Raw genomic sequence first — 13,181 nt, 5'->3', positions numbered from 1 at the left:
CGGTGATAGGTTACGAAGGCTTGCTGCATACATCCTCTGTAGACAGTACGGAATTTCTATCAATCTCTGACGATTTCAACAGAGCCATTTAGATGGGAATTTGCCTGGCGAAATGGAATTCAACAGATCTGGAGGAACGTTTTCACCTCTGCGGCGATCACGTCTGGTGCCTCGGCAGGACCCGAATGGCTGAGGTCGTTAAACTCGACGAATCGACTTGTTTCGAGTGCATCGTGAGCAGTACGTGCGCTCTTGCGGAGAAATTCCGGTCCATCGGTACCCGACATCACGAGAACGGGGACGTCGCCAGCTTGTCCGGAAGCCGGTATCGTTCGACGGCGCGATTCATTCGGATTACCTCCTCTGCGAGGTCGACACACTCAGGCCAAACTGGCCACTCCGCGAGCCACGCGTCGAGATCCGTGATCCCTTCCGGATGAAGAACCCTCTCGATGTATCGTTTCACCGCCTCGCGACGATTTCCATCCTCCAGGAGGGCTTCCATACGATCGGCGAGATTGGCGGTTTCGCGGTACTGTTCGGGAAGGATCGCCGGTTCGTACGCGACGACGGCTTCCACACTGGCGGTCGGCTTGACCGCCGTTTCGATCGCGGTGAGCGCCCCGTAGGAGTGACCAAACAGAATTGGAGTACCATCAACTGCTTTCGCGAGAGACCGGACATACCGCGTCTCGCGCTCCAACACTTCGTCGGCACTCGTCTCGTCGACGGTATCGAGACAGGTACCGAAACCAGGCCGTTGAGGGACGATGGCGGCATATCCCGTGAGGGCAGGAATCACGTCGTGCCAGTACTCTTTGGGAGCCATCCCGCCGTGGAGGAGTATCAACGGTTGCCCGTCACCATATCGTTCATACGCTATCCCGGTCTCATCTTGCGATCGTGTTCGCTGCATGCATTTGTCGTTCGATCGACGACGCGGTAACTCGTTCTCTCAGCCATCCGGGCGTTTAAATATCGGACGCCGCCAAACGCTGAAGAGCCCACACCTCGAACACTCGATCGGACGATGATTCGATGTCTTCTCTCTCACCTCCGTGATCGGTTTTCGGTGGGGGATCCCGAAGACCGCATCGAGGGATCCGGAGAGGCGATCGTCTCACCACAACACCGACGATCGGCGAGCGCTGACCGACTCCTTGCCGACACAAAGGACGAACGAGGAGCGAATGAACGAGAGCACTCCGAAAGAAGCCCTAACGAGTGACTAATCGTGTTGATTGGTGAGTGATCGATGGGGCTCGTCGCCGAATTCGAGATACACTGTACGGATCTTCCGCTCGTGTCGTCTATTGGAGATCTCGGCGATGTAGATGCCACCCTGGAACTGCAGTATAATCACGGCGATCGTCCTCTGTTCCTCGTCACCGTGACGGGGAGTACTCGACGTCGAATCGAGATGGCGTTCACTGAGGCTTACGACGTCGAGGACTGGATGCTGATCGGAGAGGCGGATGAGACTCGACGGTATCAGGCGATTCCGGCACTCAGTCTCGAGGAACAACTGGGAGAGTCGATCGCGAATTTGGAGGACCTCAAGACATTGGCCAGAACGGACGCGATCATTGAGCGTATCGAAGTGACGTCATACGGGTGGTGTCAAACCGGCTGGTTCGCCACTCGGGACACCTTCAAGGAGTTCTCCTCCTTCTGGCGAGAAAACGCAGGGTTTCGATTGCTCCGGCTCACTCGTGGCGGTGACCCAGAATCCCCCGGAGAAGGGCTAACAGATCGTCAACGCGAAGCGCTACGGACGGCGTACGAGTTGGGATATTTCGATATCCCCCGTCGAACGTCATTTGAGGAGATCGCCGACGAGCTGGATGTGTCGTCTTCTTCGGTGTCTGAACGGCTCCGGCGTGCACAAACACAACTGATCGAAGAAACCGTTGGACCGACGTGGCCACCCCTTCCAGAGTGAAGCCGGTTCTCACTGTCGGTCATTTTGTGATTTAGTCAACCAGAAATCGATCGGATTCGACTAATATCGTTTGACGACGATCGTATCCGCGACGAGATCGCCGACACGTTGGTTGTCGTCCGTAAACAATATCAACACCATCGCAACGATGTTTGCGGTCGGAAGTGAATCGACGATCCACAGTAGATTCCGGAGGATCGACGCACCGATCGTGCAGTTCGACCCGTCGGATTTGACTACCACTAATCCCAGCAAGTACTTTCCAGGGGTGTATCCATAGAGCCCCTCGAGAAGAAAGACATAGATCAGAATCGCAACCGCTCCGAGTAGCGCCAGTACCAGAAACGCAATATCGCCGAGAGCAGACCCAACGAACACGACTCCACCCCAGAGAAGCCCGACGAGGATTCCGTCGATAAAGAACGCGAGTATCCTGTGTAAGATTACATCTCCAGTTGTCCCGAGTTGTGGTTGCGGATGTTTCTCCATATTTCACCCGTAACTACTCCATATTATATTATTGTTGAAATATTGTAGCAGTTAAGCCGTGTTTATATGATTCTGTAGAGCTTCCATTGAGAATTCTCTTTCATCATCTCGATATCCCAATTAAATGTAATCGACCCATCTGATTCTTTGTTTTTGAAAACAACCATCAATGAAACAACATAGTGTTTATTACGTATATCCACATCGATAGTTTGGATTACATATTTCCCATTGCGAGCAGTATTGTAGGTGGATTTAAAGTTTGTTTTGGCTTCACTATGGGTTACAGCAGTAGCTGCATCGAAATTATTCCGATCGAGCGCGTTGATGTACTGAACGACCGGTTTGGCCAGACTTTTTTTAGCAGTCTCCGACGGTTCTGATTCCCAACTGACTTGTGAATCTGTTGGAGATTCGGAATTCCCACCAATACCTACGGTATGGTGTTCGACCTCACCCACTTTCAATTCATATTTTTGCGGAATATCGTACTGATCGCGGTTGAGGAATAGTTTGGGATCATTCGGAACGGAGGTGCTTGCGGGTTCCAAAACGTTCTCTTCTAACCATCCATCAAGTCGCTCACCAGCGGCTTCCGCGACGAAGTCCGCAAACAAGTCGTAACTAATCGTCCCATTATAATCGTTCATTGATCGGAAGACAGCGGCTAATGTCGTGTCTCCACTACTTGTCCTAATTTCGGCATCGAGAGCGCCTAATAGTGCCCCCGCACCGTATGCCATAGCATGTGTTGGGTCTGATATATCAGACACAGCTTCAGACCACGAAAAATTTGAAACGAATCTATAGAATCGAGAGTACTCGAAAGATCCCAAATAAAGCCCGACCAATTCTTCAAAATACGTCGCACTTGCTTCTTTAAACCAAATAAGGTCATCACCAAGATTGAATTGTTGTTCGAGATGTAGATACTCATGGAACCATGTACCAAGATCTCTCGTCGCAGTAAACTCGCCGATGTCATCTTCTGTCCCATACGCGCGTCCAGCTACATTCTCCTGTGGAATAGTCCAACCGTGTGCTTTCTTGATGCCACCACCTAGTCGGAGTGTTTGGCGAACGTTATGAAGTGACCTAGCTATGGCAACCGGGCCGTGTCCGTCGGGGAAAAAGTCTGGCAGTCCAACAGTATATAATTCGAAATCATCATCAGATAGTCGGACGCGTTCGTGGGGTCCAAATACAACAAATGCCTCGGAATGACGAGAACCAAATCCCTGGTCCTCCAACATTATATCTATCTCTACCGGGATATCCGTGGTAGCTCCATCTGGAATGTCAAGTTCGTCGTTCGGCCGATACTGTGCGTTGAAAGACGCCGGTACGCCGTGAACGTGCGATCCGTATGATGCAAATACCGTTGATTCGTATGTTCCGTAATTGATCCCCGCCCGCTCACCAATCTCAATATCCACAGTGAGGTTTGGAGCGTTTGACTGCCCGTTCCACTTCCAGATACCCTGTCTAATTTCTTCGAAGCCGTCGCTATCTACGTGGTGGAGTGTATCAACACTAGCAGAAAAGGGAGTAAAATCGCTAACGGCGTCCAGAACCAGATTCACAGATCCATACTTCCCGGATGGGGGAATAGAGATGATGTCCAAAGCGGCTCGGAGATCCGCCTCTGTTGACTCTGATCTGGCAAATCGTGCTTCAATTACCACCGGGTCTTTAGGCGTATCATTTTCGAACTTTTGCAGATTAGATGGTTGGTCCGAATCAGAATTTTTGTTTGATGAACCAATAGCAGAACAACCTGCCAACACGCACCCGAGGCCAACAGTCGTCGTACGGAGAAATTGACGCCGTTTTGCCATCCTCAGTAGTTAGTTCTATAACCTGGTTTTGCATAAATCACCGGTAGCCAATTATATTTATCAACTGAATCGTGTTGAACGCGGGTTTGTCGTTATCGTTCCCGACACCAAACAGAGCGAGCGTGTTACTATCGAGATAACAGATGTGGGTGCGAATGTCGCCTTCGCGGAAGTTGTGGAGCGTGTGAGTTATTATCACCAGTGGAAGGCAAACGTAATTGTTTGTACACTCTTACCTAACCTTCGAAGTACCAATCCACGTCTTGTGATGGTCACTCGGTATCATCTTCGCCATCGTGGTTGGCGATCCGCTGCTGGGCGTCGGCGATCGCCTCGACGGCGATGACGAACCGCCACAGAAGGTAGATCACGAGGAGGATGAGACCGGGAAGCACCCCGAGTAACAATCGACCGGCGATAACTATCGAATACGCGAGGAGCAACGCGTACAGTACCACGATCGTAACAAGCCAAGACCGTGAGAGGGCTGGAGAGGACCAATTAGCCATAGAACCGCAAATGGCTACAAACAACTTAGGAATTGCTCATACTGGAGGTTCGGAACGAATGCACTCGCGATGTTCACTTTTCATGGTCAGCCGAACAGTCCCAGCTGTTTCACCCGGTTGGTAGCGCGAGGACGAACGCGAAGAACGCTAACGGTATGACGAAGACCGCAGCGTACCACACCATCGCACCGACGAGCAACAGCCACGTCCCGACTCCGTAGTCAGCCGGGTCCCAATCGAGACCGATCCGCGGCAGCCCCACGCCCGCGACGAGGGGGAGTACGATCACGTATGCGATCGTGAGCAAAAAGACCACGTTCAATAGCGCATTCGAAAGCCCAGCTCCCCCCATACTCATCGTCGCAAACACGAACCCGGTACCGATCACGAACGGGAGCGATAGCCCAACAGCGACGAGGAGGTAACTTGCGATCATCGATCGGGCGGGCGGCAGTCGATCGAACAACGAACGGAATCGGCCGATGAGCAGGATCGGACTCCAGAGGATCGACGCGACGATTCCGGGAGTGAACACGAACGCGAGCGTGTCAAACATCGATCTGGAGGCTTGCGGTGAACCCACGTCTCCACAGTTCGAGGTGGTACATGGGCCATATACGAGTCCGTGCGTGAAAACCGTACAGGAGACTCAAAACACGTTTTGAATAGTCTCACGCCTACTCGTCGTCGACGTTCGGCTGGAAGATGTCCTCGATATTGCACTCGAAATGTACTGCGAGTTTGAAGGCGAGTTCGAGGGACGGGTCGTATCGCTCGCGTTCGATGGCGTTGATCGTCTGGCGGGTGACGCCGACCGCTTCAGCCAGTTCGCCCTGGCTGAGTCCCGCCGCCTCGCGTCGTCGTGGAAGGTCGTTCTCCATGGCGATCAGCGTCGTTTGACGATCCCGTAGGCGACTCCCCACAGTAGGAACAGCCCGGAAGCGAGCAGTACCGCCCCGTTCACTTCCGGCGGCGTCTCGACACGTTCCGCAGCTTCGAGTACGTAGATGGCGGGGATGACCGAGAGTCCAACCACGAACAGGACGCCGAGCGTCAATCCGCTTGCACGGTTGTAGAGATCACTGTCGCGCTCGTCCTGAAGCGGCATCTCGGTGAGTTTTGGTGCGAGAAACGCGATCCCGCCGCCGATCCATACGCCGACGGCATAAACGATCGTTCCGACAAGTTCGCGTCCCGTGCCCATTCCAGCGAGTAATCCGACGATCGAGACAGCCACGATAGCGTATACGACCCCATAGTACACGCGTCGGGCCCGTCCCGGAGCATCCACGTTGGGGATCATGGTGTCAAGCATGCTTTACAGTAAAGCAAACTTTACATGCAAATGAATCTTTGCCTGCTGGCTCACTCTCAGATCGCTCCGAGGAGAATGAGTAGCTCGAGGGCGATCGGCAACCCCAGTGCAGTGATCACGATATCGATTACCCACCATACTAGCCAGTCGCGTACTCGTGGTCCATCGGGACGGATACCGAATCGATCTGGGAGACAGCGAACGATCACCACCCAGGTAACCGCCCACATTGTTGGTCCGGTACAGTTATGCCGTTCATTGAGAGTCATTCGATAGACCTTGGTGAACGGTAACGCACACAGATACTGACACGGAGACGGTCCTCGCGGAGCTCGAACTGACTCGTGGGCTCACGATCCAGATGACGGCGCTCGGGACGCTGGGGCTAGCCGTCGCCGTGGGCGTTCTCGCCGGCCTGTATGAAACGGTTACCGGACAGCCAGTGACGTTTCAGTTTGCGCCCGCCGGCGTCGGCTGGTGGACCGAAGCGGTGAATCTCCTGGTGATCCTGCTGCTCGCGACGGTCATCCTCGTTCCTCATGAGTGGTTACACGGTCTCGCAATCCGGTATTACGGCGGTGAGCCGACGTACGGTGTCGGCCTCGCTCACTTCATCCTCCCGTATGCGTACGCGACGACCGACCACGAGTTCACCCGCGATCAGTTCATCGTCGTTCTGTTGACGCCGCTCGTAGTGATGACCGCCATCGGCGTGCCGCTCATGCTCGTGTTCGAGTGGGAGTGGCTCATCGTGCCGCTGGCTGCGAACGCTGCCGGGGCGATCGTCGATCTCTGGATGACGCTGACGTTGTTGGGCTTTCCCGCCGACGTTCGGCTTGAGGACCACCGCGATGGAGTGAGAATTCTCGGTCGGGAGCGTGATCGACGTCGTCCGCTATCGGTGACTGCACTCGTCTGGGATGCGCTCGCCGGCGCCGCCGTCGCGGCAGTCGGACTGTTGCTCCTGTTGGCGATCGGTGGCCCGCTCGTTCTGGACCGTCTCGGGATCCGATCGTTCACGATAGGCACCCCAGAAACGATCACGTTCCTGTTCGCCTTCACAAGCTCGCCAACCGAGATCTCTCTAAGTGTCGGTCCTGCAGTCTTCATCGTTGGAACCGTGATAGGGCTTTGTTACGCCTTCGTTCGAAGTTATCAACGTACGAGGAGTTGATCTGAAGACATTCAATTGACGCGGTGGCGTAAATCCCATATCTAGAGCTCTTTGACGTTTGAGGAGTGTTGCGAGCAAGGTCGTGGCTGCGCGCGCAGCGACCGGAGGGAGCGAGCACGGAGCGGTGGGTGGGGAGGTGGGGTTTGGGTCGGCGCCCGGCATTAGCAAAAAGGGGTGCGACGACCTGGCTACTCCCACCACCGATCGCGCTCGGGGAAATGGACGGTGCTCCACCCGGTCAGCGCGAGTGAGACGCGCCCCTCGTACCAGTTTCGGGCCGCCCCGTAGATGCGCACTCGTTCGCCCTCGCGCATCCACGGTTGCTTGGACGCCTTCCACACGGTCACTCGAGTCGTTCCACTGTCGTCACTGATGAGTCCGACCTACGCGATCTTCCGATTCGACGGCTCCCACAACGTCTCGATGCGCCCCTCAACCGCCACCTCTCGTCGATCGACGTCCTCGAGCTTCTCGATCGGCACGATCCGTCCCGGCCCCATCCGGAGCTCTTCGAAGACCCAGATGACCGCAGCCATCCAACTCGTTCCACGCACCAACTCATCGGCCACTCGCCGACTGAGCGCCGCCCGCGTCCAGCCACCCAGCTGCTTCGCGGCACATGCACTTTAGGAACGGGCGCTCGCTGTGCGGAGAGCGCCCGCACGCCCGGAATGGTCGGTCGTGAGAGACGCGAGGCGCGACTTTGGGAGCGCCTCGGTGCGCCGGGCGGTAGGCGGCGAGCGGGGCGATCCGTCTCGTCATATCCGTCCAACCGACCTCGACGATCAGTACCAAGTACGATATCTTGGGGTGTCTTCAGTGGTTAACCGATACTTCATGGAGGATATCTTCAGACATGGAATAAGCTGAAACAACTGGTCGCTAAGGAGTTCGAACCTACCGACCAAAGAAAATGTTTCGTCGTACCAACAGAAGAGTGATCACGACCATTGGGACTGATAGGTAGATGATCAATACCTCAAATGGAATATATATTCTCACAGCCCGAATCACACAAACCATTGCCGCTACGAGTGTTCCGTACCAGCCAATAGGCCTTTGCAGATACACAAACCCCGCCAGTATACTAAGTACAATCCCTACCGCACTCCATTGAAGACCAGCGACAGTTTGGGGACTGACCCCGGTTTCAACAACTGGCCCTGATAACTGAGATAGTGCTGCAAACAGGAATGAGAGAGCTGAGAACACCGCTAATACGGCTACAAGACCGAGAACATCTACTGGTGGGCGTCCCTCACCCTTCTTTTCAAAAAGTTTCAAAGGGGTTGTAATCCCGGTGTTGATTTAATAGACACGATACGACGAGGTAGGTAGTTGTAGATCCACGCCACAGACCGTCGGGAGAGGAAGCCCCGTATGGGCCAAAACGTTCAGTACAGCTGATGTACTGATCACCACCGGATCAGAATCTATCATTAGACGAGAATTCCAATAGAACCGGATGGTTCCGTGCGCCCGATGGCAATCCGTTGCGTGTTCGTTTACAATTTTGGCGAGCGTGTTCTTCCCCCCGGAGTTGGCGTTCTGCGAGGAATTCGTCACATCGATTGATACCCTGCTTTTACCGCTGGATCGATATCCGATCGTTTCGGTGATCCCCGAGTGCTGCCGACGAGGTTGTAGAAGTTCGAATAGACTCGTACTCGCGATGGTTGTATGTTTGATACCACACCCGAGATTGGCTCACACGTGTGATATCACATGCATAAATATAGTAGCCGATAGAATTTTTTACTCAGAGATTAATATAGTATCTAATGGATCACCTCAACGAGATCTCCGTCGAAGAACTCCAAGAGGCGCTTGACAATGTTGACGGAAACAAGCCGACACAACGGTTGTTAGCCGCGATCGCGTACAAAAATGGTGTCACGCAAACCGAACTTGCCGAGTGGTACGATACAGAACGAAAAACGATCTATAACTGGCTCAAGCGGCTCGATACTGACGAGCCGTTTGAACAGGCTGTTTCTGATGCTCATCGATCTGGACGAAAGCGGAAACTTTCAGAAACAAAGCAACAAGAGTTTGAGCAAACAGTCCACGAATCACCCCAAGAGGTCGGCCTTGACGCGCCGGCGTGGACGCCGGCGCTCGCACAACAATACCTTGAAGAAACCTACGGCGTTGAGTACTCAGTCCCGAGCTGTCGGCGGTTGTTGAAAGAGGCTGGGTTGAGTTATCAAAAACCACGCCGTTCAGCCGTTGAATCCGACGATGACGAGCAAGACGAGTTCTACAACGAGATCAAAAAAAGCGGCGGGAAATGGACGCCACAGTAGTCTGTATTGATCAAACCAAGAAATCCGTCCAAGTTGAGCCGCGTGCCGCGTGGTTTCCGCGCGGCACGCGGCCGTCTGTCGAATTATCCGGCCAACGGGATTGGACGTGCTTGCTCGGCGCGATCACCGAAGATGGTGATCGCTTCTTCTCTCGGTTCACAGAATACATCACTGCCGATCACGCAAAACATTTCATTTTAGCATTATGTGAAGAATTCAAAGATGACTTGATCGTCGTTCTCGATGGAGCACCGTACTTTCAGGCGTCGGCCGTCACGGACCTCGCGGCCCGTGACGACCTTGCGTTTGTGACGCTTCCGTCGTATTCGCCGGAGTTGAACCCAGTCGAGGAATGCTGGAGACAGCTTCAAACAGCGCTCAGCAATCGTTTCTTTGACTCACTCAACGAGCTTACAACAGCGATTGACACCGCTCTTGAACAACTCTCTATTCCAAAAGTGAGTAACTATTTCTAACATCTACTATATATCCTTATACACCTATTATTACTTAGCGGAGTGTCCACTCTGATTTCGGCACTCATAGATGCATCATGAAAGACATCGAAATTGACTCAAACGAAAAATCGGAATACGAGTGCTTTTCGTGTGGCAAGATCGTGATCGCTGAAAATCGCCCCAGTCAATGTCCTGACTGTGCTGGTGAAATGCGAAATCGACAGGTTTCTGTTGAATAACGATGGTATCACAATCCAACCACTCACAAAGCGAAGAGGGAGCAGTAGCAAAATCCGCTGAGACGGAGATTGAATCAGCCTTGGAGACCGCTCGTCGCCAATTGCAACATGCTGCTGATCACCTCGATATCAATTCGAATGTGGTTGACCGCCTCAAACATCCAAAGAAGGTTCACGAAGTTACGGTCCCGATCGAACGTGATGACGGGACAGTAGAGGTTTTCACCGGCTATCGGGCTCAACACGATAGTGTCCGCGGTCCGTACAAGGGCGGGCTGCGGTATCATCCCGAGGTTACCAGAGACGAATGTGTGGGCCTCGGGATGTGGATGACTTGGAAGTGTGCTGTGATGGATCTCCCCTTCGGTGGTGCAAAAGGGGGAGTTGCGGTGAATCCAAAAAAATTGAGCGATGATGAGACGGAACGTCTCACCCGGCGGTTTGGTGAGGAAATTCGCAGCGTTATCGGTCCGACCGTGGATATTCCGGCGCCCGATATGGGGACGGGGCCTCAGACGATGGCCTGGTTGATGGACGCTTATTCGATGCAGGAAGGCGAAACGGTTCCTGGTGTGGTCACGGGGAAACCGCCCGTTATCGGGGGAAGCAAGGGACGTAATGAGGCTCCTGGTCGGAGTGTCGCCATTATTGCTCGAGAAGCGATAGAGTACTACGAGAAGGATATTAAGACGACGACCATCGCTATTCAAGGCTATGGCAGCGTCGGATCAAATGCTGCTCGCCTCCTTGATGACTGGGGTGCAAACGTCGTCGCTGTCAGTGACGTCAACGGTGGCATATACGATACAAACGGTCTTGACACACATGCGATTCCGTCTCATCACGAAGAACCAGAGGCGGTGATGCGTCACGATGCGCCGGAAACGGTTACGAACGCAGAATTACTCGAACTCGATGTCGATGTCCTGATTCCAGCTGCGCTCGGTAATGTACTGAAAGTCGAAAACGCTGAAGAGGTAATGGCGGACATTATCGTTGAAGGTGCAAACGGTCCAACAACGAGTGCGGCAGATCAGATATTTACAGATCGAGGGATTCCGGTTATTCCAGATATTCTCGCGAATGCAGGTGGCGTTACCGTCAGTTACTTCGAGTGGTTGCAGGACATCAACCGCCGAGCATGGTCGCTTGAACGGGTTCACAATGAACTCGATGAAGAGATGTTGAAAGCGTGGGATGTGGTCGAAACGGAATTTGCTAATCGTGATGTGACGTGGCGAGATGCTGCCTATATTGTCGCACTCTCGCGAGTCGCGGAGGCCCACGAGGTACGAGGGCTGTGGCCATAGTAATGGGGCACCTCGAATAATCACTTGGCAGTGGTCTTCATCGATCGTTTTGGGTTGAATCTACTTCGGTAAACCCCTAAGTTTGGCCATCTTAGGCCTATTGGTCGGGAACCCTCGACGGTTTGAATATTCATCGTCGAAGTTACCCACCGAGCTATCGCCACGCGCCCGCGAGTGTGCCGGCACCAACGACACTGACGAACGAGAATCCAAGCACGACTGTGAGAACGTCCGGATTCGAAAACCCAGCGGTTGCGATAAACAGCGCAATCGCGGCGTTGCGTGCGGCCGTCGTGGTCGCCAACACCTCACGCCGTTCCCGGACCGGCCCCCCAAAGAGGTACCCGAGTGCTAATGAGAGACCGACAGCGACCGCCGAGATGGCGAGCATCTCTGTTCCGATGAGCGATCGCAACTCGCCGCTATAAACTACAACTAAGAGGACGATCAGTCCGACGAACGAGATGTCGGACAGTCGCTGTATGGGCGCGTACATCCGGTCACCGAATGCGGGATACAGGTAGGATAACCCAAGCCCCGCGAGTAGTGGTACAATCTGAATTTCCAGCACCATCCGTCCGATTGCGACGGGATCGACGACGACATCACCGGGTGCGAGCACTACCAGTGAGATTGGGATCGTCACAACCGACAGGAGACAGAGAATTGCCATCAGACCGCTGGCAAACGCGATATCACTGTCCGACATTTCGGCAAATTTTGGGCCGAACGGTGCGCCGGGCGAGACGGCAAGTAACAGGAAACCAGTCGCGTACGCCGGGCCGACCGGAACCATTCGGATGAGAAGGTAGGCGACGACCGGGACGGCTACGAGATTCACCACGAGGGATTTGCTCAACAGTTGCCGGTCACGGAGAGCACCGAACAGTTGTGTGACCGAGAGTTTCAGCCCCATCGAGAACATCGTCGAGAGAACAAAGACCGTCGTTACAATCTCAACGACTGCATCTCCAGATATCGCCTCCATTGTCGGTCGTACAGTCGCAAGTTCGAGGTAGTACCATTTGTTAGTGGCGTATCGAAGATCTAGAAGTGGTTCCCATTGATTCATTCACCCTCTGTATCTTGTACTCTATTTCTGATAAGACTCGGGTAGATCAACTGGCGTACTGGTGCGTGAGTCTCCTGTACTGAGTGATTCGTGAGTCCTCTGAACAGACCGCAGTCATGTCAAAACTCATCCGCTACTGAATTTTTAATAGAACTGCCACTCCCACACTGTCTTACTCCCCACTATCGATATACTCATTAATTAATATCGGTACAACCACACCGACACCCAGTATCACAGCAACAGAAAGCCATGGTGGCGGCTCAGTTACGCTATCAAGCCCAAACAACAGCACTATCGCCAGTGCGATAAATCCGATTCCGACCTTGTTTTCGCGGGAGACCATAGAGTCAAATTTCTCGTGCATTCGATAAAACTGGATCGCCAGTCCACCAAGACTCGCGCCAGATTCTCTACCCTCGTTGGGTTGATCGACTTCGGCATCATGTTTGGCGATCGTTAGCACTAACAGCGTCGCAATCCGTCGGCTGTGGTCGATGACGGATCGTTGCCCACACGTCACCGACGC

The 13,181-nt window shown here is 53.6% G+C and carries 13 protein-coding genes and 3 pseudogenes; 6 read left to right on the top strand and 10 right to left on the bottom strand.

From position 1 onward, the window contains the following. Window positions 1–119 precede the first annotated feature (119 nt). A pseudogene (locus ACZ5YD_RS03055) lies at window positions 120–916 on the bottom strand (alpha/beta fold hydrolase). 339 nt (window positions 917–1,255) lie between these two features. Between ACZ5YD_RS03055 and ACZ5YD_RS03050 the strand changes: the two are divergent. Beyond that, a complete protein-coding gene (locus ACZ5YD_RS03050) occupies window positions 1,256–1,942 on the top strand; it encodes a helix-turn-helix domain-containing protein (protein WP_379741378.1) in 687 nt (228 codons plus the stop codon). A 60-nt stretch (window positions 1,943–2,002) separates the two neighbouring features. Here ACZ5YD_RS03050 and ACZ5YD_RS03045 read toward each other — a convergent pair whose 3' ends face one another. Continuing rightward, a complete protein-coding gene (locus ACZ5YD_RS03045; protein WP_379741374.1) occupies window positions 2,003–2,431 on the bottom strand; it encodes an RDD family protein in 429 nt (142 codons plus the stop codon). Window positions 2,432–2,493: 62 nt separating this feature from the next. Next, window positions 2,494–4,269, bottom strand: coding sequence for a hypothetical protein (locus tag ACZ5YD_RS03040; protein WP_379741371.1), 1,776 nt, complete (start codon window positions 4,267–4,269; stop codon window positions 2,494–2,496). Between the two features lie 64 nt (window positions 4,270–4,333). Here ACZ5YD_RS03040 and ACZ5YD_RS03035 point away from each other — a divergent pair. After that, a pseudogene (locus tag ACZ5YD_RS03035) lies at window positions 4,334–4,465 on the top strand (TRAM domain-containing protein); the annotation flags it as partial. A gap of 76 nt (window positions 4,466–4,541) precedes the next feature. Here the strand turns inward: ACZ5YD_RS03035 and ACZ5YD_RS03030 are convergent. From ACZ5YD_RS03030 to ACZ5YD_RS03015, 4 genes are all read right to left on the bottom strand, one after another. Next, complete coding sequence (locus ACZ5YD_RS03030; RefSeq protein WP_379801217.1) at window positions 4,542–4,778, bottom strand: DUF8066 domain-containing protein; 237 nt, start codon at window positions 4,776–4,778, stop codon at window positions 4,542–4,544. Between the two features lie 109 nt (window positions 4,779–4,887). After that, the gene (locus ACZ5YD_RS03025) at window positions 4,888–5,334 is read right to left on the bottom strand and encodes a DUF8162 family protein (protein WP_379801125.1); all 447 of its coding nucleotides are present in this window, start codon (window positions 5,332–5,334) and stop codon (window positions 4,888–4,890) included. 121 nt (window positions 5,335–5,455) lie between these two features. Then, window positions 5,456–5,659, bottom strand: a complete 204-nt coding sequence (locus ACZ5YD_RS03020) for a helix-turn-helix transcriptional regulator (RefSeq protein WP_379741364.1) — start codon at window positions 5,657–5,659, stop codon at window positions 5,456–5,458. Between the two features lie 5 nt (window positions 5,660–5,664). Continuing rightward, window positions 5,665–5,982 (bottom strand): DUF2178 domain-containing protein, encoded by a 318-nt coding sequence (locus ACZ5YD_RS03015; protein WP_379741361.1) that lies wholly within the window; start codon window positions 5,980–5,982, stop codon window positions 5,665–5,667. A 472-nt stretch (window positions 5,983–6,454) separates the two neighbouring features. Here ACZ5YD_RS03015 and ACZ5YD_RS03010 point away from each other — a divergent pair, with 472 nt between their 5' ends. Then, on the top strand, window positions 6,455–7,267 hold the full coding sequence (locus tag ACZ5YD_RS03010; RefSeq protein WP_379741358.1) for a DUF3267 domain-containing protein: 813 nt from the start codon (window positions 6,455–6,457) through the stop codon (window positions 7,265–7,267). Between the two features lie 188 nt (window positions 7,268–7,455). Here the strand turns inward: ACZ5YD_RS03010 and ACZ5YD_RS03005 are convergent. Continuing rightward, window positions 7,456–7,881 (bottom strand): annotated as a pseudogene (locus ACZ5YD_RS03005) (DNA-binding protein); the annotation flags it as partial. Between the two features lie 1,167 nt (window positions 7,882–9,048). On the opposite strand from ACZ5YD_RS03005, the gene ACZ5YD_RS03000 reads away from it, so the two are divergent. The 3 genes from ACZ5YD_RS03000 (at window position 9,049) to gdhB (ending at window position 11,580) form a co-directional block, all read left to right on the top strand. Then, window positions 9,049–10,049, top strand: a protein-coding gene (locus ACZ5YD_RS03000) for an IS630 family transposase (protein ID WP_379801110.1) whose coding sequence is annotated in 2 segments (ribosomal slippage) — window positions 9,049–9,541 and window positions 9,541–10,049 — 1,002 coding nt in all. Because the reading frame shifts where the segments join, the coding sequence is not laid out codon by codon here. Window positions 10,050–10,126: 77 nt separating this feature from the next. Then, window positions 10,127–10,270: a rubrerythrin-like domain-containing protein gene (locus ACZ5YD_RS02995; RefSeq protein WP_379746577.1), complete on the top strand. Its 144-nt coding sequence runs from the start codon at window positions 10,127–10,129 to the stop codon at window positions 10,268–10,270. Window positions 10,271–10,272: 2 nt separating this feature from the next. Beyond that, a complete protein-coding gene (gdhB, locus tag ACZ5YD_RS02990) occupies window positions 10,273–11,580 on the top strand; it encodes a glutamate dehydrogenase GdhB (protein ID WP_379801123.1) in 1,308 nt (435 codons plus the stop codon). 154 nt (window positions 11,581–11,734) lie between these two features. Here gdhB and ACZ5YD_RS02985 read toward each other — a convergent pair whose 3' ends face one another. Next, window positions 11,735–12,568 (bottom strand): bile acid:sodium symporter family protein, encoded by an 834-nt coding sequence (locus ACZ5YD_RS02985; protein WP_379801163.1) that lies wholly within the window; start codon window positions 12,566–12,568, stop codon window positions 11,735–11,737. A 256-nt stretch (window positions 12,569–12,824) separates the two neighbouring features. Further along, a complete protein-coding gene (locus ACZ5YD_RS02980; RefSeq protein ID WP_379746198.1) occupies window positions 12,825–13,118 on the bottom strand; it encodes a hypothetical protein in 294 nt (97 codons plus the stop codon). Between the last annotated feature and the right edge of the window lie 63 nt (window positions 13,119–13,181).

It is taken from the genome of Halopenitus salinus (genome assembly GCF_055397165.1).
The sequence above is the reverse complement of the archived record's forward strand: the minus strand, read 5'-3'. Positions and strand labels throughout refer to the sequence as shown.